The sequence below is a fragment of the Hyunsoonleella sp. J2K-J805 genome (assembly GCF_057167125.1).
Map to the genome: position 1 here is coordinate 2,651,512 of NZ_CM169901.1, position 18,192 is coordinate 2,669,703.

Consider the following 18,192-nt stretch of genomic DNA (forward strand, 5'->3'; position numbering starts at 1 on the left):
TAAAAAAAGCCCTCATTTCAATAAAACAAGGGCTTTTTAACAAGAAATAACAGATTGTTATTTAATTAACACATTGTTATTTTTTAAGAGCGTCTCTAATTTCCATTAGTAATTCCTCTTGTGTTGGTCCTGCTGGTGCTTCTGGTGCTGGCTCTTCTTTTTTCTTCATTTTGTTCACACCTTTAACAACCATAAACATTACAAATGCCACAATAATAAAGTCAAGCACGTTTGTAATAAATTGCCCATGCTCTAAATAAACTTCTCCCACCATTTCACCTGCGTCATTTAATGTACCATCTTTCAATTTATATTTTAAATCTTTGAAGTCCGTATCGAACAACAAACCAATAAGTGGAGAAACTATACCACCAGTAAACGACGCAACTACTTTATTAAAAGCAGCACCCATTACAAAACCAACTGCAATGTCTACAAGGTTGCCCTTCATTGCAAATTCTTTGAATTCTTTTAACATATTTAAAAATTATTAGTTAGTGAGTAGCTAATGTAATAAAAAAAGCAAAACATTAACAAAAGTTAATTGCTAATAAAAAGTTTTATAATTAGTCTTTTTACGATATGCCTTTCCATTCAGCATAAAATTGATCTAGATACAATTGCATAAAATGATGTCGATTTTCCGCAAGTTTCTTTCCAGTTTTGGTTTTCATCTTATCCTTAAGCAGCAGTAGTTTTTCATAAAAATGATTTATTGTAGGCGCTGTAGAGGTTTTATATTCAGCTTTAGTCATTTTTAAATTAGGCTTAATATCTGGATTGTAAATGGCTCTATTTTTAAAACCACCATAATTAAAGGTTCTTGCAATACCTATTGCACCTATGGCATCTAACCTGTCCGCATCTTGTACTACATCCAGTTCTTTAGACCGAAACTTCTGGTTATCATCTAGACTTGACTTAAACGAAATATTTTCAATAATTGCAATTATATGTTCAATTGCAGTTGAGTCTACATTCAATTTAAATAAAAACTCCCGTGCTATTTTAGGTCCTATAGTCTCATCACCATTATGGAATTTACTATCTGCAATATCGTGGAGTAATGCACCCAAAGACACAACAAAAGTATCCACAGGTTCATGTTTAGCAATTAACAAACTGTTTTTATAAACTCGTTCTATATGAAACCAATCATGGCCGCCTTCTGCATCCTGCAGCGTTTTTTTTACAAAAACTATTGTTTCGTGTATGATGGCTTCTGGTGTCATTCAGAATTATTTAACTACAGCTGGCGTCACCCACTTAAACTCATAAGAGTTTTCAGGAACCTTCATGCGCTCAGACAATCGGTACATCCTAGAGGGCAATTTCATTAAGTAATCGCGTGCTTTTTCGGCCTCTTCAGTCAGGTTGGTAATTTTATCAATCTGCCAGCGCTCAATTAGTTTTTGTAAAATGTCTACATAATCCGTTGATGTGTAAACACCTATACGTTGTGCCGTATTTGAAAATTCTTCGAAAGCGGAACTGATCTTTCCTCCAGATTCTCTTAAAAAATGAGCTGGCATGGTAATTTTTTGCTTCATCATATAATGAAAAGCCATCATCATTTGGCTTGGGTCTACCTTAAAAATACGTTCTACAAACTCAGAATATGCATGGTGATGACGCATTTCGTCTCCAGAAATTATTTGGCACATTTTTGCCAAACGCTTGTTACCTTTTTTCTTAGCAATTTTTGCTACTCGGTTGTGAGATACATATGTGGCTAATTCTTGAAAACTTGTATACACAAAGTTTTTATAGGGGTCTCGGTCTGTACCAATATCAAAACCATCAGCAATTAAATACTGCGTGGTTTTTTCAATTTCTTTCATGTTTACGCGTCCAGAGAGATATAGATATTTATTAAGTACATCGCCATGTCTGTTTTCCTCACCAGTCCAATGCTTTACCCATTTACTCCAACTATTGCCGCCGTTTTCAACTTGGTTTACGCCTTCAACATCCATTAACCACGATTCGTAAGTTGGCAGTGCTTCTTCAGTAATCATATCCCCAACTAAAACCACCCAGAAATCATAGGGTAGTTCTTTTGCTAGTTCTTGAATTTCTTGAATCTCCTCGAAAAATGTATCTGACTCAGAATTGGGCAAAAAGTCCGTAGGTTGCCATATCTTTTCAATAGGAATTAAATATTTTTCCATAAGGCTAGCAACATCTTTTTCTATGAATTGCATAACCTCTAATCTTACATTTTTCAACGACATTAATCTATATATTTAAGGGTGAATATGGGCTTTAATTGTGCTTTCAACATGTTTTATCAGCTTCTGCTTATCAGCAAAGGTAGCTAATTCTAAAGGCTTATGTACTGTAAATTTAATATGAGTACCCAACCCCATGGGGAACATACCGTAACGCTGCATTTTCCATGAGTTATTAATGCTAATTGGCACGATTACAGCAGATGGGATTTTTTTAAACAGCATTTCCAGCCCCTTAGTTTGAAAAGGTTTTGGTGTACCATTTTTACTTCTGGTGCCTTCAGGAAAGATTACTGCGGCTCTTTTTGTATTTTCAATATACTCCCCAAACTTGGTAATTGCCGGTAGAGACTGTCTTGGGTTTTTCCTATCGATTAATACAGAGCCCCCATGGCGTAAATTATAAGACACACTGGGGATGCCTTTACCTAATTCAATTTTGCTTATAAACTTTGTGTGGTGTTTGCGCATAAACCACATAATAGGCGAGATATCGTATAAACTTTGGTGGTTTGCAACGATAATTAAAGGCTTATCAGTAGGTATACTATGAGGGTTTTTAAATGAAAAACGTGTACCCAAAATGTTAGCGCATCGCATTAAACAAAATTGAAGCGCATCTACACTTAATTTATGGGCTTGATAACCAAAAAGATTAAAGCAAACCCACTGTATGGGATGAAAAACAACCAATGTTAATCCAAAAAACAAGTAGTAAATTACCGATATGGGATATGAAAGCAATTTCTGCATGCACCAAAATTAGTGTAATATGGGATAAGGACATAAAAAAACCACGATAATATCGCGGTTTTTTATAACTTTAATTCTGTCTTAAATTAACAATGCTCGTTGTAAGCATCCATTAAGTTTTCTGCGATTAATTCTGCAGGTCTTCCTTCAATATGATGGCGCTCTAACATATGCACCAATTCGCCGTTTTTAAACAATGCCATACATGGCGAACTTGGTGGAAAAGGAATCATGTGCTCTCTTGCCTTATCAACTGCTTCTCTATCAACACCGGCAAATACTGTCGCAACATTATCAGGTTTTTTTGCGTTTTGTAAACTCATTTTTGCACCAGGTCTTGCATTTGCAGCAGCACATCCACAAACAGAGTTTACTACAATTAGTGTAGTGCCTTCTTTTGCTAATGCAGCATCAACAGCCTCGGCGGTTTGTAATTCTTCGAAACCAACATTGGTCAAATCCTCACGCATTGGTTTTACTAATTCTGCTGGATACATATTTTTATCTTTTATATTAAAATTTATATACTACAAAGTTAATTAAAAAACAGGCAAAATTTATTAGGGCGTTCCCTTAAAACGCTTATGGCGTTATAAGGTCAGGCTATCCGCTATATCTTTTTGGTATGGAGACTTCAAGAACCTCAGCCTCCATGCCAAAAAGGATGCCGCTACTATCCTTAACGCTGGGTAAGATTTGGTTATTTAGATAGTAAAAGAAAATTTGTGAAAGAAATTATCATCTCAAATAATTACGGCTTGCGTAACAAAACGCGAAATTTTTCAACTAACAATAGTATATTTGATTGATAATAAAATTTAGAAATATAAATGAGTTTTTCAAAATGGATAGGAGGTGCTTTAGGATGGTCTTTTGGCGGTCCTATAGGCGCAATAATTGGGTTGGCCATTGGTAGTGTAATTGATTCATTGGCAGATAATGGTCAGCCATTGCTTGGAGAACGACATTCTACTAAGGGAAGACGAACTTATAGAACCCAACCAAGACAGCGGCCACAAACGCAATCAGGAGATTTTGAAGTGAGTTTGTTGGTTCTGGCTTCCGTTGTTATTAAGGCAGATGGTAAACAAGACCAGCGAGAGTTGGATTATGTACGCCAACAGTTTGTAAACATGTATGGGAAGCAACGTGCAAATCATGCATTTAAACTGTTTAAAGGTATTAGCAAGCAGAATGTTTCAGTAAGGCCGGTTTGCTTGCAAATTAAGTCTATGATGGATCATCCATCACGTTTACAGCTCATCCATTTTTTATTTGGAATTGCAAAAGCCGATGGAACGGTTACCAAAGACGAAGAGCGTCAAATTTATACCATAGCAGGCTATTTAGGTATTAGTTCTAAAGATTATACGAGCATTAAGGCTATGTTTTACAACAGTAAGGATAATGCGTATAAAATTTTAGAGATTGATAAGGATGCCACAGTAGACGAAATAAAACGCGCATACCGCAAAATGGCAAAAAAATACCACCCAGATCGTGTAATTCACTTAGGAAAAGAACATCAGGAAGGTGCTGAGGAAAAGTTTAGGCAAGTACAAGAAGCTTATGAGCAGTTGCAGAAGGAGTTGCGGTTTTAATGCATAGTATTGCTAAAGATATAATACATTCTAGATCATCAATAATTTATGCATTTGCATATTTTTTTGAAAGAGCATCTTACTACGGTATTAGATCAATTCTTATCCTGTACATGGTCGGAGAAACATTAAAAATGTCTAATACAGAGGCTTTAGCTGTTTATGGGTGGTTTAAGTATTTTTATTTATAGCAAAAATTTTAGGAGCGCTTCTAGGAGATTTATTTGTAGCCAACAAACGAATAATAATTATTGGTGGTTTTTTACAAGCTATAGGTTGCTTTACATTATGTATTCAATCATTGTCCTCATTATATATGGGTATGGGATTAATTTTGTTAGGTTCTGGTCTATTCACTTCAAACACTCTTGCCCAATTTGGTAAGCAATATTTAAATAAACCGAAATTATTAGATGCCGGATTTACATCTTTGTTTGTGGGAATTAATCTTGGGTCTTTTTTAGGTGTTTTAGCTATTGGTTATATCGGAGGGATAGATTTTAAGTACGGATTTTTGATAGCTGGAGTATCAGTGGTTTTTGCTACTATCTTAGTTTTTTTTACAAATAAAAATCAGGAGTATTCACTAATAAGCTATAAAAGTGTTGTCTTAGTTAAGAGGCTCTTATATGTGATTTCTGTAATAATAATATCGGCGATTTTTTGGATGATTTACGATAACAGCTACTTTCATATTTATAGTATACAAGAAAAAGTTTTTAATCGAATAAGTATTATTCCTAAAGTATATTTAGGTGGCGGTTTTAGTTCATATTTCGGAATTATTATAATCTCAATTTTAGCTTTTATTTGGTCATATATTTATACAAACTCATTTTTTAAATTGTTTTTAGGGTTAATTTCTTCTGCGATATCATTTGTTATTTTGCTGTTCATTCCAGACAGCTTAAATTCTTTTAGTTTAATATTGTTTTTGATTTCTTCTTTTCTTCTTGCCTTGGGCGAAATGCTTATTTCTCCAATCCTTTTTTCTATTACAACTAGGTTTAGTAATCCTAAATATTTGGCAATCATGCTAGCGCTGGTTACTATACCTTCTTTTTTATTTAATAAAGTTTCTGGTCTTATAGCGGAGCTTGGTATTGAAATGGATTCTAATATGATTTTCGGAATTAGTGCTTTTATTCTTTCAGTATTTTGTGTTCTTGCTTATGTTTTATCCTTGGTATCAAAAAGAGGTGATAGCATCTACTTATCTAAAGAGACAGAGGAATTCTTGTCATAAATACGAATTTGAATTTATTTGTGAATATAATTCGCATCCATAAATGCAGTCACCTTAAGTATTACCTTCAAAATAATATTAATACTTACTTTTAGATTGTAAAAAACATCAATCTAAAATCATGAAAAACATATTTGAAACTAAAGTTACCCAAGAAATAATTGAAAGAATCAATAAATTAAAGCCTTCAACTCAACCAGTATGGGGAAAAATGAGTGTAGATCAAATGTTGGCACATTGCAACGTGACCTACGAAATGGCGTTTGAGGATAAACATAAAAAGCCAAATGGGTTTACAAAATTTATGCTAAAACTATTTGTAAAAAATACAGTTGTTAATGACACGCCTTATAAACGCAATGGCAGAACGGCTCCACAGTTTTTAATTACAGATGCCAAAAATTTTGAAGCAGAGAAAAAACGATTGGTAGATTACTTAGTTAAAACACAGAAATTGGGTGCTGATTACTTTAATGGAAGAGAATCGCACTCTTTTGGAAAATTAACAAAACAAGAATGGAACAACATGTTTTACAAACATTTAGACCATCATTTAAGTCAGTTTGGGGTATAATTATGTAATGTTTTTAGTTAAACACCTCAGAAAAAATAAGGTATTTAACTAAAATTAGATCCCGCTTTTCAGCGGGATTAGTAAAACTTACAATGTATAGTTCGCCTTAAGGCTTCTATAAATTGAGTTTTACTAATAAAAAAAACCAACTAAATGAGAGTTAGTTGGTTGTGAGGGATTGTTGTTGATAATTATTAGTTGCTACTGTTGTAGATTTTAGTTGTATCACCTTTATCAAAAATCATTACCAGTTTATCATTGGTATTCATGTAAACTGATTTTAATTCCCAACCGTCTTGTTTAGAAGCTTCTAATAAGCATTTTCTAACATCTGGGTTGTTAAGGTTTAAATTGTTGTTTATAATATCTTCAGCATTTACACTGACGGACAATAAAACCATTGCACTTGCGAGTAATATTTTTTTCATAATTGGGACCTTTTAGGGTTTAAATTTTTATACAAGTTACAGCAGATATCACTAAATTTTAAAATTAATAGTTGACTTTATGGTATTAAACGTTCAACTACCTTCTCTCTCTATGAAAAACAGTTTTATTCGATAAAAATCATGATAAAAATGGATGATTTTACAATACTAAGCTGTAAAATCGTGTGTGGCAGCTAAAAAAATAAGAATAATATTACGTTTTTAGTAATTGCGGTAAAAACATGTAGCTTTTGAGAAATATTACATCACTTAAAACGTAATTTTACTAGACGCTTTGCTAACTTCTAAAGTGATGATTTTCCCTAAAACTAGAGCACGGTTATCTTTTTCGTGGCCAGCTTTCATATTGAAAGCGATTGGGAAGTTATACTCTGAAAGGACATCTAAAATCAGTTGCTCAATAGAGGAGCCCCATGGTGTTGTATTACGTTTTATTTTTGTCATATCCCCAATAATAACACCTTTACAGTTCTCAAAATAGCCAGCCCGTTTTAAACTTTGTAGCATACGGTCAATATGATATTTGTATTCGCCTATTTCTTCAATAAATAAGATTTTTCCAGAGGTGTCAATACTAGTTTTTGACCCTAACATGGTATGCAGAATTGTTAAGTTTCCTCCAACCAGTGGTGCAGAGGTAGTACCTGGTCGATTGTATTTGGAGCCTTCTAAAGTATAACCCAAAGCATTTCCAAAAATCGCTTTTTTAAATGTTGCGATGGTTTCTTTTATAGTTTCAGCATCATCTTGTAAGCTAGTGCACAGCATAGCGTGCAGAGACTGAAATCCCAAATTGTGCAGTTCATTATGAATAGCAGTAATGTCGGAGTATCCGATAATCCATTTAGGATTACTTTTAAATTTTGTCCAATCTAATTTATCCAAGATTCTAACGCTGCCATATCCCCCACGAGCACACCAAATAGCACTGATTGATGGATCGTCTAAAGCGTTTTGAAAATCTTCACAACGCTCATCATCAGTACCAGCGAAATGGCGCCCTTGCTTAAACAGATGTTTGCCAACTACGACATGTAGCCCCCAATTTTTAAGCAATAGTTTTGCCTTATTGATTTCTCCCTCTCGATTTTTTAAAATTCCTGCAGGAGCTACAATAGTAACCGTATCTCCGGCTTTTAAATATGGTGGTTGTTTCAAAGTGATGCTTGGTTTATCAGTTATTATGTTTTGTGATATAAGTGAATTTATTCCGAGGAAAAAAAAAGCGCAAAACAGGGGTAATATCAGTAGGTTTTTCTGCATAGTGTAAATGTACATTTTTTTAGCGAAACTCAATCGCAACTCGCGTTTAGGGAGAAGTTGAAATTGTAAGTTGAACTAATCCTGTCTTTGGATGGGGTTTCATAAGGCGAGTGTTTTGAAACTACTATAATTTTTTTCTAATAAGCCCTTAAAATGTGTACTTTTACGGCTTCAAAATTACTTTCAAACGCATGTCCTCTCGAGCGCAGTCGAGAGGTTTTAAGTACGGAAGTAAAACAAAGATCTCGACTGCGCTAGATCTGACAATAAAAGTATTAAAATGAACAAACCGAAACGATATACCATTACAACTGCCTTACCTTACACAAACGGCCCAATACATATTGGGCATATGGCAGGTGTGTACGTACCTGCAGATATTTATGCACGTTACCTCCGCTTAACAGGAAACGATGTGGCGTTTATTGGCGGGAGCGATGAACATGGTGTGCCAATTACTATTAAGGCCAAAAATGAAGGTGTCTCTCCTCAGGATGTTGTAGATAAGTATCATGCGATTATTAAAAAATCGTTTAAGGATTTTGGTATTACTTATGATAATTACTCAAGAACTTCAGCACCCATTCATCATGAAACGGCATCAGATTTTTTTAAAACTTTAGATGCTAAGGGTGAATTTTTAGAAGAGACAACAGAACAACTGTATGACGAAGAAGCAAATCAGTTTTTAGCAGATCGTTTCGTAATTGGTACATGTCCTAAATGTGGAAATGAAGAAAGTTATGGCGACCAATGTGAAAACTGCGGAACCAGTCATAATGCAACCGATTTAATAAATCCAAAATCGGCAATTACAGGAAATGTGCCTACTTTAAAGAAAACGAAGCACTGGTTTTTACCTTTAGATAAACACGAAGCTTTTTTAAAAGAATGGATTCTTGAAGGTCATAAAAAAGATTGGAAACCTAATGTTTATGGCCAATGTAAATCATGGATTGACGATGGTTTGCGTCCTCGAGCGGTAACCCGGGATTTAAATTGGGGAATTCCTGTGCCTGCCGAAGGAGGCGAAGGTAAAGTATTGTATGTCTGGTTTGATGCGCCTATAGGATATATTTCATCTACTAAAGAATGGGCAGCAAGAGAGGGTAAAGATTGGGAGCCTTATTGGAAAGCCAACGATACTAAACTTGTTCATTTTATAGGAAAAGATAATATTGTGTTCCATTGCATAATTTTCCCAGCAATGTTGAAGGCCGAAGGCAGTTATATTTTACCGGATAATGTGCCAGCAAACGAGTTTTTAAATTTAGAAGGCAATAAGCTATCTACTTCAAAAAATTGGGCAGTGTGGTTGCATGAATATTTAGAGGATTTCCCTGGACAGCAGGATGTGTTGCGCTATGCCTTAAATGCGAATGCACCTGAAACTAAGGATAACGATTTTACTTGGAAAGATTTTCAAGCAAGGAATAATAATGAGTTAGTCGCTATTTTCGGGAATTTTATCAACCGTGTGGTGGTGTTAACCAATAAGTATTATGATGGTATTGTGCCAGAGCCTTCTAATTTTGAAATAGAAGATGAAGAAACTTTAGCTGCCGTAAAAGCGTATCCAGACGTTATTGCAAGTTCTATTGAGCGCTACCGTTTTAGAGAAGCAGGTCAGGAATTAATGAATTTAGCCCGTTTGGGAAACAAATATTTGGCAGATGCCGAACCCTGGAAAGTGATTAAAGAAGATGAAGCACGTACCAAAACTATTATGTATGTGGCGCTTCAAATAGCTTCTGCTTTAGCCACTCTGAGCGAACCGTTTTTGCCATTTACTTCGGAGAAACTAAAAAATATCCTTTGTCATTCCGCGCTTGATGCGGAATCCACTTGGAATGACATTCCAACTAAAGAAGTATTGCTCCCAGCAGGCCACCAAATAGGAAAAGCAGAATTGCTGTTTTCTAAAATAGAAGATAAAACAATACAGGCGCAATTAGACAAACTGGAAGCAAGCAAAAAAGCCAACGAAGCAGCGAACAAAACGGTTGAACCCCAAAAAGACACTATCACTTTTGAAGACTTCACAAAATTAGACATTAGAGTAGGGACCATTTTGGAAGCCGAAAAAATGCCAAAAACTAAGAAATTATTAAAACTGAAAGTAGATACAGGTATTGATACAAGAACCATTGTTTCTGGTATTGCTGAAAGTTTTTCAGCTGAGGAGGTTATTGGAAAGCGCGTTACTGTTTTGGTGAATTTGGCTCCGAGAGCGTTAAGAGGTGTGGAAAGCCAAGGTATGATTTTAATGACCGAAACTCCTGAAGGCAAATTGGTGTTTGTGAATCCTGATGATGATAAAACGCAAAGTGTTGGTAATGGATTTATTATAAGCTAGCAGTGTCGCTTATAAAACTAGGAAGGTGCATAATAAGTTTCTTATTTTTGATTATTACCAAAACTTAAACTTTTATTATGAACAAGAAGCATCTTAGCATTTTATCATTTTTAGTATTATTTTTTATTGTAAAAGTAGTTGCTCAAGAAGTAGTTTTAAATTTGCCAATAAATTATAAATCTACTTTCTATGACGGTAAGGAATCTTTAGCTATTTCTAATGAAAATACAGGAGAATTGGTTCTTTTTATTGAAGACGTAGATTATTGTAGGGTACTTTTGCTTAACGAAGATTTAGTTTTTTTATCTGAACTTAAATTAGAGAAATTACCTCGTACCTTCAGCAATTTTATAGGTCATCAAATTAACGACAACAACAGTTATACCCTCTTCTTTTCTTTCAAAAATGAAAAAAAGTTTGGCATTATCAATTTTGATTTTAATTCAGGTAAAAGTCAATCCATAGCGCTAGATTTTAAATTAAAAAAAGAAGCTTACGTTGAAAGTATCTCTCATAAAGGAAAATTTTATTTAATTACGGCAACAAGAAATACAAACAGTGTTAATTTCTATCGTTTTATTGACGGAAAGTTTTCTGATAAGAAGACATTGTCTCTAGACTTCATAGAGTCAACAAAGAATAATGCAATACAAAAAGCATATAATCTTTTGGTTTCAAAAGGTTTTAATTCTGGGTCTTTAGTTAAAATGGACAACAAAATACCTAATGCCATTGAAACTACATCCAAGCCTAATAAGTTTTATATAATTGATGACAAATTTGTACTTACATTTGATAACAGTTCAGTTGATACAAAAATTGTATACATTTCACCGGAGACTTTTGAAGTAAAAGAATTGAGAATAGCAAAACCTATGCTAGATAATAAAACATCTTTTCTCAATCATAACTCTTATATATACGATGATAAGATATTTCAAATAAAGTCTTCTGCGGCTTCAATGAAATTTACAATTAAAGATTTAGATTCAAAGGAAATAGTAAAAGAAATTCAATTAAAAAAGGAAGATTCTATTACATTTAAAAATACGCCAATTATCCAAGAAGGACCTGCTTTAATTGCTGGAAGAAAAACGCGCGAAATGGAAGCTACGAGTAAATTTTTAAGGAAAATATCTGCGGGAGATATTGGGATTGCTGCTTATACTAATGATAATACATATACAATAACATTAGGGAGTAAGAAAGAAATACAACGTGGGGGAGCTGGTATGCCTATGGGAGGTTTTGGAGGAATACCCATGGGAGGTTATGGACCAGTAGGTGTAAGCTTTAACCCAACATTTTTTGCTTATAGCAGTTATACATCAACAAAAACTGTTCGTATTGATTGTGTGTTTGATGGTTACTTTAACCATATTAATGGCGAGGTTCCTGATAATGTGTTTGATAAAATTAAGACTTTTGAAGACAGCAATGAGTCTAACATAAGATTAGAAAATTTATTTTGGCATTCCGATAAATTATATTTTGGCTACATAGATAAAAATGACAGAAACTATCATTTAGTGTTTTTTTCTAATTAACTATTTAGAGCTGTAATATTTTCTATCCATTGTCGACTTAAACTGCATGCAAAACACATTCACAGAGTTTTCAACTAACGCCGTTCTTAAAATAGGCAACGAGGAATTGCTTGAATCCTTCAACTCTTCAAAACAACCAGAGTTATACACTTTTATTAGAACCACTACTTCCAAAGCTGAAATTATTGTAGATAGTGTTCCATATAGTATTGCGCCCAATAGTATTTTGGCGTTGACGGTGGCGCAGTATTTTCAGTTTGTTTCTGGGAAAGGTTTGGTGGTGTACCAATTCAACAGAGAGTTTTATTGTATTAAAGACCACGACCAAGAAGTGAGTTGTGCAGGCTTGCTATTTTTTGGAAATGTTCATATCCCAATTATAGAATTAGATAGCAAAGAACAACGAAAACTAGATATTTTACACGAGGTGTTTTTAGACGAACTAGAAACCAAAGACACCATACAAGCGGAAATGCTAAGGATGCTTATGGCGCGTTTTATTATAATAAGTACACGTTTACTAAAAGCTAAAGAAGGATTTACTGAAACGGCAACAAACACTAAGATAGATTTATTGCGAGATTTTAATATGTTGGTAGAGACGCACTTTAAAACAGAGCATAGTGTTTCTTTTTATGCAGATAAACTCTTTAAATCCCCTAAAACCTTATCCAATAACTTCGCGAAACTAAATACTAGTCCGCTACAAATAATTCATGAGCGTGTTATTCTTGAAGCGAAGCGTTTATTGATTTACACGGATAAAACTGCCAAAGAAATAGCTTATGATATTGGTTTTGACGATGCATCGCATTTAAGCCGATTATTTAAAAAACATACTACCTTATCACCTTCAGACTTCAAAAAACAGCTTATAAAAGTTTCTTAGACTTTACTTTTGAGTAGTTTTCCCTTGAGGATTATCAAGACGAAAATATATTTTCGTTGAAAATACTGAGCGGAGCTCTTAGGGGTGTTTCCAAATAGAGGTTAATAAAACCTCCCTCACCCTCATTAAGGAAAGAATTAGTTGTTTAGGGAAAAATTGACAACACTTAGGGCGATCTCATCATTTTCTTGTACTCCCTTTTGATTCATCTTTGCACTGTATAATTAAAACAACAAAGTCATGAATTTAAAACACATATCTATTTTCAATTTAATTGAAATATTTAAGGGAAAAAGAAAAAGTATTGTAAATACAATTTCTCCAAAAACACATTGTGAGCAAAAGCATATGCACGATTACTATTGTGATGCCGAGAACCCATATGTAGAAACGAAAACAATAATACAAAACGTATAGGGGAAAAATTGACATGCTATAAGGAAGCGCTGTCATGGTGTAACCTTTACAACTATCGCACCTTTGTACCATCGATTTATAATAACAAAAAGTAATTAATAATAAGTTCCTGAAACAATCCCGATAGTTATCGAGACAGGATAAATAAAATTTAAAACAATGAGCACATTTAATGTATCAACAAGAGAAGAAGTAAGTGAAAACAATCAGGTAATTTTTGATAATTTAACCAAAGCCTTAGGTTTTGTGCCTAACTTATATGCAACGTACGCATATAGTGATACAGCTTTAGAGAATTATTTAAACTTTTCTAATGCAAAAACATCATTATCAGCCAAAGAGAGAGAAGTAGTAAACCTAGCGGTTAGTCAAGTAAACAATTGTATTTATTGTTTATCTGCTCACACGGCAATTGGAAAAATGAATGGATTTACCGAGGAACAAATTTTGGAGCTAAGAGCCGGTAGAGCGCCTTTTGATAATAGACTTGATGCATTAGCACGATTAGCAAAAAACGTGACAGAAAACAGAGGAAGAACAGATGCTGAAGTATTAGAAAACTTTTTTAATGCTGGATATAACAAAGGAAACTTAATTGACGTAATTTCTTTAGTGGGAGATAAAACCATTTCAAATTATATACATAGTACTACCGAAGTACCTGTTGATTTTCCGGTAGCACAACCTTTAGCAGCAAGATTAGTCTAAAACCAGAAGGCACTTATGCCTTAGCTATAGTTATGTATACAGAAATTGAATTTTGAGAGGTTTACACCTGTAAGGACTTTTATTTTAAAACGACAGATTTCCAATCTAGGGTTGAGTGCCTCGGAATTTAAAACAAAATAAATAATCAATAATCTGAACTAGATTTAGTTCACAAAAAATTTACAACAATGAAAAAAGTAATTGCAATTTTAGTAGTAGCATTAGGGTTTGCTTTAAACGGTAATGCACAAGATAAGATGATGGAAAAAGAAGTTAAAACCATTTCTTTAGAGCAAACAAAAGGAGAGTTTGTGCAAAAAGCATTAACAGTAAGTGAGGGGACCTATGTGTTTGAAGTGGCAAACAACCATGCTGCTAAAGAGGTAGGTTTAGTTTTAGTAAAAAAGGGGGCAGATGCGAGTAATCCAGAAAATCATATACAAACAGCTTATGTTACAGAAGTTGTAAAAGATGGAGAAACTCAAAAAACAAAAGCAACCATATTGGCCAAAGGAGAATATGTGTATTTCTGTCCATTAAATCCAACACCGCAATATACGCTTACAGTGCAATAGTAAATTAGGGTTTTAATTAATAGTTAAAAAAGTTGACTTGTAAAAGAGTCAACTTTTTTTTTGCTCTATTTTGATGTGTTGAATATTAAAACTTGCGCTAGGAGTTTCTTCAAATATTAAACATTAATACAGACTATTTTATCTCAATCAGTTTCAAACAACTTGTTGGGGAAAAATTGACAATACTTCGGGCAGTCTTACTATTTTCTAGCACCTTCTTTTGATTGATCTTTGTACTGTAAAACAAAAATAACAAAGTCATGAATTTAAAACACATATCAATTTTCAATTTGATTGAAATATTTAGAGGAAAAAGAAAGAGCGTTGTCAATACAATTTCACCAAAAACACACTGTGAGCAAAAGCATATTCACGATTTCTATTGTGATGCCGAAATGCCTTATATAACAAGAGGTTCTATTGCTTCAAATTAATAAGGGAAAAATTGACAATATAATAGGAATAAAATACATGGTGTAACCTTTAAAACGATTGCATCTTTGTACCAACAAATACAAACAGTAAAATAAAATAATAACAATTTAAAATTTAGAACAATGAGCACATTTAATGTACCAACAAGAGAAGAAGTAAGTGAAAACAATCAAGTGATTTTTGATAATTTAACCAAAGCCTTAGGTTTTGTACCTAACTTATATGCAACGTATGCCTATAGTGATACAGCTTTAGAGAATTATTTAAACTTTTCTAATGCAAAAACATCATTATCAGCCAAAGAAAGAGAAGTAGTGAACTTAGCGGTTAGTGAAGTAAACAATTGTATTTACTGTTTATCTGCGCACACAGCAATTGGAAAAATGAACGGATTTACTGAGGATCAAATTTTAGAGCTAAGAGCTGGGGAAGCATCTTTTAATACTAAGCTAGATGCTTTGGCAAGATTAGCTAAAAATGTAACAGAAAACAGAGGAAGAACAGATGTTGAGGTTTTAGAAAACTTTTTTAATGCTGGATATACAAAAGGAAACTTAATTGATGTGATTTCTTTAGTGGGGGATAAAACCATTTCAAATTACATCCATAGTACTACCGAAGTACCTGTAGATTTTCCAGTGGCGCAACCTTTAGAAAGCCAATTGGTGTAATAATAACGAGAATAAGCAGGGTGTTCTGCGTTAAGGATTGAACAACTTCGACTGCGCTCAGCGCAGGCTAAATGTTTGAGCTCCTCGCAGAGAGCGAGTAGTGAAAGCCTGACCTGAGCAAATTTCTTTATCGCTCGAATTAATCATCGAGGGAACCTGCCTGCCGGCAGGCAGGCGCCCAAATTATAGAATAACAAATAATTAATAACAAGAGCAACAGCTCATAAAACAATGAAAACAATGAAAAAAGTAATAGTAATTTTAGTAGCAGCATTAGGGTTTATATTAAACGGTAATGCACAAGATAACATGATGGATAAAGCTGTAAAAACGATCTCGTTAGAGCAAACGAAAGGAGAGTTTGTACAAAAAGCATTAACTGTAAGCGAAGGGACTTACATTTTTGAGGTAGCAAATAACCATGCTGCTGAACAAGTAGGTTTGGTTTTAGTAAAAAAAGGTGCTGATGCCAGTAAACCTGAAAACCATATACAAACAGCTTATGTAACTGAGGTTGTTAAAGATGGGGAAACTCAAAAAACTAACGCCACTGTTTTGGAAAAAGGAGAGTACGTTTACTTTTGCCCCTTGAACCCAACACCACAATACACACTTACTGTAGAGTAAAGTGAAGTTTGATTAATACGGAGAAAAGGTTATCCAAAACAATGGATAACCTTTTTTTATTTATAATTTTAACATTTAAGCTTATTTAGATTTAATAAAAACAACCTATTTTTGTAACTGAATTTTGTATTCAAACTACAAGAGTGGGCAAGAAAAAGAAACAAAAAAAGCAATTAAAGAAACTTAAAGAGTTAGGTATAGACCTTCCTAAAAAAGTAAAGACTAGTTGCTGCAAAAAGTATAAAAAGGGCGAAAACAAACGTTGTAAAAAATGCCCTTGCTTCGATTTACTTAAAAAAGTAGCTTAATTTTTTATTGGTACACGTGTAGAGTGCATCAATTCTAACTTCCAAATACTATCTTGTTTTACCGCTACAATGCTCTCCAACCATTGTGCTTTTCTAACCAACGTATCCCTTTTAAGAGTTGCATAGTTGTGATACGCCATCCATATCTTATTGCCTTCTCGTTTGGCTTCAAAAAAATCAAAACTATTAATACGTTTCATTCCTATATCTCTAATTTTAGCTTTCTTACACCAATTTGCAATGGTATCGTTGGTCCATACTTCACCATGTTCTAGAAGAATAAAATCGTTAGTATGATATTTTGAAATACTTTCAACTTTTTTATCACTCCAAATATCATCAAACGCGTTTTTAACAATTTGTTCTACAGCCTTGAAATCTTCAGAATTGTCAACTTTTATTTTTTTGGTTCCATCACAGCTTAAAAGAAATGCGCATACTAAGACAAAAGAAAGGTACTTCATAATTTTTTGAATTTAAAAGCAAAATATTTATATAACTGATTTTGAGTAAAACCCAAATATTTTGCACTGATATATTACTTAACAAAACCATAATATACTGAATTAAATTGTTGATAGTTTGCGCTTTATCACAATTTATTTTAAGTTTAATTATTAAATCAACCACCAAACCTTAACAAAAACAAATGAAACTACCATCAAATCCTTTTGGATACTTCATTTTTTATCGGGGATTAAAAGCATTTTTAAACACCACAAAAACGTATTATTTGCTTCCCTTAATATTATTTTTTGGGACTAGCTTACATTCACAATTAAATAATGAACACTGGGAAACTTACATAGCGTCATATGAAGAAGAGAAACCAGGATCGACTACCGTTAGGATGGACTTAAGTGATAAAGCTCCCATTTTTGGGTATGATTATGTTGTAGTAACAGGCATTAAATATAAAAGTGAGCGAGAAGATGGCTTGCCAAAGGGCGATGCTGCTTTCGAGCTTTTACATGAAATAGGAGATAAGCTAGATACATTGTTAAAGGCGCATACCGAGAGCATATTAGTAGGCTCTTTTACTTACAACTTTGAGCGTTTAGAATATTTTTATCTAAAGTCTGATAAAAATATAAAAGAAAAAATTGAAGTCTTTTACAAGGAGAATTATCCAGACAAACTCTATTATCTCAACATAAAAGAAGATAAAGAATGGGAGTATTATTTAAAGTTTTTATTCCCGAATGAGGAAACCCAAAACTATATGTATAACCAACGTATTATAAACGAATTAAAAAAAGAAGGAGATAATTTATCTAAAAAGCGGAAAGTTTATCATTGGATGTATTTTAAGGCTCAGGAGGATTTAGAGCAGTTTGAAAACGATATTACAAAGCTTGATTTTCAGGTTGAATTTTCAGGTAGAAAGGGGGAGCCTAAATATCCCTATAACGTAGAATTTTACAGCATTCATAAAGTTGATATAAATACGATTAGCAAAGTCACATCTTCTTTACGCGCAATGGCGAAAAAATACAATGCAAAATATGATGGCTGGGAAACCATTGTTGTTACTGATTAGCG

At 33.6% G+C, this 18,192-nt stretch carries 21 protein-coding genes; 13 read left to right on the forward strand and 8 right to left on the reverse strand.

The genetic code is table 11. The features are described 5' to 3' along the window. Positions 1–76: 76 nt before the first annotated feature. From mscL to AC1B0Z_RS11805, 5 genes are all read right to left on the reverse strand, one after another. Positions 77–478, reverse strand: a complete 402-nt coding sequence (mscL, locus tag AC1B0Z_RS11785; protein WP_483792245.1) for a large-conductance mechanosensitive channel protein MscL — start codon at positions 476–478, stop codon at positions 77–79. A 97-nt stretch (positions 479–575) separates the two neighbouring features. After that, a complete protein-coding gene (locus AC1B0Z_RS11790; protein ID WP_483792246.1) occupies positions 576–1,232 on the reverse strand; it encodes an HD domain-containing protein in 657 nt (218 codons plus the stop codon). A 6-nt stretch (positions 1,233–1,238) separates the two neighbouring features. Continuing rightward, on the reverse strand, positions 1,239–2,234 hold the full coding sequence (locus AC1B0Z_RS11795) for an acyl-ACP desaturase (RefSeq protein WP_483792247.1): 996 nt from the start codon (positions 2,232–2,234) through the stop codon (positions 1,239–1,241). Between the two features lie 12 nt (positions 2,235–2,246). Continuing rightward, positions 2,247–2,984 (reverse strand): lysophospholipid acyltransferase family protein, encoded by a 738-nt coding sequence (locus tag AC1B0Z_RS11800; protein WP_483792248.1) that lies wholly within the window; start codon positions 2,982–2,984, stop codon positions 2,247–2,249. 86 nt (positions 2,985–3,070) lie between these two features. Then, the gene (locus AC1B0Z_RS11805) at positions 3,071–3,481 is read right to left on the reverse strand and encodes a BrxA/BrxB family bacilliredoxin (protein ID WP_483792249.1); all 411 of its coding nucleotides are present in this window, start codon (positions 3,479–3,481) and stop codon (positions 3,071–3,073) included. A gap of 333 nt (positions 3,482–3,814) precedes the next feature. Here AC1B0Z_RS11805 and AC1B0Z_RS11810 point away from each other — a divergent pair, with 333 nt between their 5' ends. The 3 genes from AC1B0Z_RS11810 to AC1B0Z_RS11820 all read left to right on the forward strand — a co-directional run bounded on the left by AC1B0Z_RS11810 (position 3,815) and on the right by AC1B0Z_RS11820 (position 6,405). Beyond that, positions 3,815–4,585 carry a TerB family tellurite resistance protein gene (locus tag AC1B0Z_RS11810; RefSeq protein ID WP_483792250.1) on the forward strand — a complete coding sequence of 257 codons (771 nt, stop codon included), beginning with the start codon at positions 3,815–3,817 and terminating at the stop codon, positions 4,583–4,585. A 187-nt stretch (positions 4,586–4,772) separates the two neighbouring features. Beyond that, entirely contained in the window at positions 4,773–5,831 is a 1,059-nt protein-coding gene (locus AC1B0Z_RS11815) for an MFS transporter (protein ID WP_483795299.1), read from the forward strand. Positions 5,832–5,952: 121 nt separating this feature from the next. Continuing rightward, the gene (locus tag AC1B0Z_RS11820; RefSeq protein ID WP_483792251.1) at positions 5,953–6,405 is read left to right on the forward strand and encodes a DUF1569 domain-containing protein; all 453 of its coding nucleotides are present in this window, start codon (positions 5,953–5,955) and stop codon (positions 6,403–6,405) included. Positions 6,406–6,599: 194 nt separating this feature from the next. Here the strand turns inward: AC1B0Z_RS11820 and AC1B0Z_RS11825 are convergent, their stop codons facing one another. Together AC1B0Z_RS11825 and AC1B0Z_RS11830 are read right to left on the reverse strand one after the other, a co-directional pair. After that, complete coding sequence (locus AC1B0Z_RS11825; RefSeq protein WP_483792252.1) at positions 6,600–6,833, reverse strand: hypothetical protein; 234 nt, start codon at positions 6,831–6,833, stop codon at positions 6,600–6,602. A gap of 270 nt (positions 6,834–7,103) precedes the next feature. Next, the gene (locus AC1B0Z_RS11830) at positions 7,104–8,117 is read right to left on the reverse strand and encodes a S66 peptidase family protein (RefSeq protein ID WP_483795301.1); all 1,014 of its coding nucleotides are present in this window, start codon (positions 8,115–8,117) and stop codon (positions 7,104–7,106) included. Between the two features lie 280 nt (positions 8,118–8,397). Between AC1B0Z_RS11830 and metG the strand changes: the two genes are divergently transcribed. From metG to AC1B0Z_RS11875, 9 genes are all read left to right on the forward strand, one after another. Next, on the forward strand, positions 8,398–10,473 hold the full coding sequence (gene metG, locus AC1B0Z_RS11835; protein WP_483792253.1) for a methionine--tRNA ligase: 2,076 nt from the start codon (positions 8,398–8,400) through the stop codon (positions 10,471–10,473). A gap of 77 nt (positions 10,474–10,550) precedes the next feature. After that, entirely contained in the window at positions 10,551–12,020 is a 1,470-nt protein-coding gene (locus tag AC1B0Z_RS11840) for a hypothetical protein (RefSeq protein ID WP_483792254.1), read from the forward strand. Positions 12,021–12,066: 46 nt separating this feature from the next. After that, the gene (locus tag AC1B0Z_RS11845; protein WP_483792255.1) at positions 12,067–12,909 is read left to right on the forward strand and encodes a helix-turn-helix domain-containing protein; all 843 of its coding nucleotides are present in this window, start codon (positions 12,067–12,069) and stop codon (positions 12,907–12,909) included. A gap of 240 nt (positions 12,910–13,149) precedes the next feature. Continuing rightward, positions 13,150–13,326 carry a hypothetical protein gene (locus AC1B0Z_RS11850; RefSeq protein WP_483792256.1) on the forward strand — a complete coding sequence of 59 codons (177 nt, stop codon included), beginning with the start codon at positions 13,150–13,152 and terminating at the stop codon, positions 13,324–13,326. Between the two features lie 159 nt (positions 13,327–13,485). Beyond that, entirely contained in the window at positions 13,486–14,034 is a 549-nt protein-coding gene (locus tag AC1B0Z_RS11855) for a carboxymuconolactone decarboxylase family protein (RefSeq protein ID WP_483792257.1), read from the forward strand. A 188-nt stretch (positions 14,035–14,222) separates the two neighbouring features. Then, positions 14,223–14,609, forward strand: coding sequence for a cupredoxin domain-containing protein (locus AC1B0Z_RS11860; RefSeq protein WP_483792258.1), 387 nt, complete (start codon positions 14,223–14,225; stop codon positions 14,607–14,609). A 260-nt stretch (positions 14,610–14,869) separates the two neighbouring features. Continuing rightward, positions 14,870–15,043 carry a hypothetical protein gene (locus AC1B0Z_RS11865; RefSeq protein ID WP_483792259.1) on the forward strand — a complete coding sequence of 58 codons (174 nt, stop codon included), beginning with the start codon at positions 14,870–14,872 and terminating at the stop codon, positions 15,041–15,043. A gap of 123 nt (positions 15,044–15,166) precedes the next feature. After that, the gene (locus AC1B0Z_RS11870) at positions 15,167–15,715 is read left to right on the forward strand and encodes a carboxymuconolactone decarboxylase family protein (RefSeq protein ID WP_483792260.1); all 549 of its coding nucleotides are present in this window, start codon (positions 15,167–15,169) and stop codon (positions 15,713–15,715) included. A 240-nt stretch (positions 15,716–15,955) separates the two neighbouring features. Then, positions 15,956–16,342, forward strand: a complete 387-nt coding sequence (locus AC1B0Z_RS11875) for a plastocyanin/azurin family copper-binding protein (protein ID WP_483792261.1) — start codon at positions 15,956–15,958, stop codon at positions 16,340–16,342. A gap of 304 nt (positions 16,343–16,646) precedes the next feature. On the opposite strand, the gene AC1B0Z_RS11880 is transcribed toward AC1B0Z_RS11875, so the two are convergent. Further along, entirely contained in the window at positions 16,647–17,114 is a 468-nt protein-coding gene (locus AC1B0Z_RS11880; RefSeq protein ID WP_483792262.1) for a nuclear transport factor 2 family protein, read from the reverse strand. A gap of 185 nt (positions 17,115–17,299) precedes the next feature. Between AC1B0Z_RS11880 and AC1B0Z_RS11885 the strand changes: the two genes are divergently transcribed. Further along, complete coding sequence (locus tag AC1B0Z_RS11885; protein WP_483792263.1) at positions 17,300–18,190, forward strand: DUF695 domain-containing protein; 891 nt, start codon at positions 17,300–17,302, stop codon at positions 18,188–18,190. Positions 18,191–18,192: the final 2 nt, after the last annotated feature.

Excerpts from the sequence above, each read along its gene's own strand:
- AC1B0Z_RS11800 (WP_483792248.1), bottom strand. The coding sequence starts at position 2,984 with ATGCAGAAATTGCTTTCATATCCCATATCGGTAATTTACTACTTGTTT.
- AC1B0Z_RS11845 (WP_483792255.1), top strand. The coding sequence starts at position 12,067 with ATGCAAAACACATTCACAGAGTTTTCAACTAACGCCGTTCTTAAAATA.
- AC1B0Z_RS11820 (WP_483792251.1), top strand. The coding sequence starts at position 5,953 with ATGAAAAACATATTTGAAACTAAAGTTACCCAAGAAATAATTGAAAGA.
- AC1B0Z_RS11810 (WP_483792250.1), top strand. The coding sequence starts at position 3,815 with ATGAGTTTTTCAAAATGGATAGGAGGTGCTTTAGGATGGTCTTTTGGC.
- AC1B0Z_RS11875 (WP_483792261.1), top strand. The coding sequence starts at position 15,956 with ATGAAAAAAGTAATAGTAATTTTAGTAGCAGCATTAGGGTTTATATTA.
- AC1B0Z_RS11790 (WP_483792246.1), bottom strand. The coding sequence starts at position 1,232 with ATGACACCAGAAGCCATCATACACGAAACAATAGTTTTTGTAAAAAAA.
- AC1B0Z_RS11840 (WP_483792254.1), top strand. The coding sequence starts at position 10,551 with ATGAACAAGAAGCATCTTAGCATTTTATCATTTTTAGTATTATTTTTT.
- AC1B0Z_RS11855 (WP_483792257.1), top strand. The coding sequence starts at position 13,486 with ATGAGCACATTTAATGTATCAACAAGAGAAGAAGTAAGTGAAAACAAT.
- AC1B0Z_RS11795 (WP_483792247.1), bottom strand. The coding sequence starts at position 2,234 with ATGTCGTTGAAAAATGTAAGATTAGAGGTTATGCAATTCATAGAAAAA.
- AC1B0Z_RS11880 (WP_483792262.1), bottom strand. The coding sequence starts at position 17,114 with ATGAAGTACCTTTCTTTTGTCTTAGTATGCGCATTTCTTTTAAGCTGT.
- AC1B0Z_RS11830 (WP_483795301.1), bottom strand. The coding sequence starts at position 8,117 with ATGCAGAAAAACCTACTGATATTACCCCTGTTTTGCGCTTTTTTTTTC.
- metG (WP_483792253.1), top strand. The coding sequence starts at position 8,398 with ATGAACAAACCGAAACGATATACCATTACAACTGCCTTACCTTACACA.
- mscL (WP_483792245.1), bottom strand. The coding sequence starts at position 478 with ATGTTAAAAGAATTCAAAGAATTTGCAATGAAGGGCAACCTTGTAGAC.
- AC1B0Z_RS11885 (WP_483792263.1), top strand. The coding sequence starts at position 17,300 with ATGAAACTACCATCAAATCCTTTTGGATACTTCATTTTTTATCGGGGA.
- AC1B0Z_RS11865 (WP_483792259.1), top strand. The coding sequence starts at position 14,870 with ATGAATTTAAAACACATATCAATTTTCAATTTGATTGAAATATTTAGA.
- AC1B0Z_RS11860 (WP_483792258.1), top strand. The coding sequence starts at position 14,223 with ATGAAAAAAGTAATTGCAATTTTAGTAGTAGCATTAGGGTTTGCTTTA.
- AC1B0Z_RS11805 (WP_483792249.1), bottom strand. The coding sequence starts at position 3,481 with ATGTATCCAGCAGAATTAGTAAAACCAATGCGTGAGGATTTGACCAAT.
- AC1B0Z_RS11850 (WP_483792256.1), top strand. The coding sequence starts at position 13,150 with ATGAATTTAAAACACATATCTATTTTCAATTTAATTGAAATATTTAAG.
- AC1B0Z_RS11870 (WP_483792260.1), top strand. The coding sequence starts at position 15,167 with ATGAGCACATTTAATGTACCAACAAGAGAAGAAGTAAGTGAAAACAAT.
- AC1B0Z_RS11825 (WP_483792252.1), bottom strand. The coding sequence starts at position 6,833 with ATGAAAAAAATATTACTCGCAAGTGCAATGGTTTTATTGTCCGTCAGT.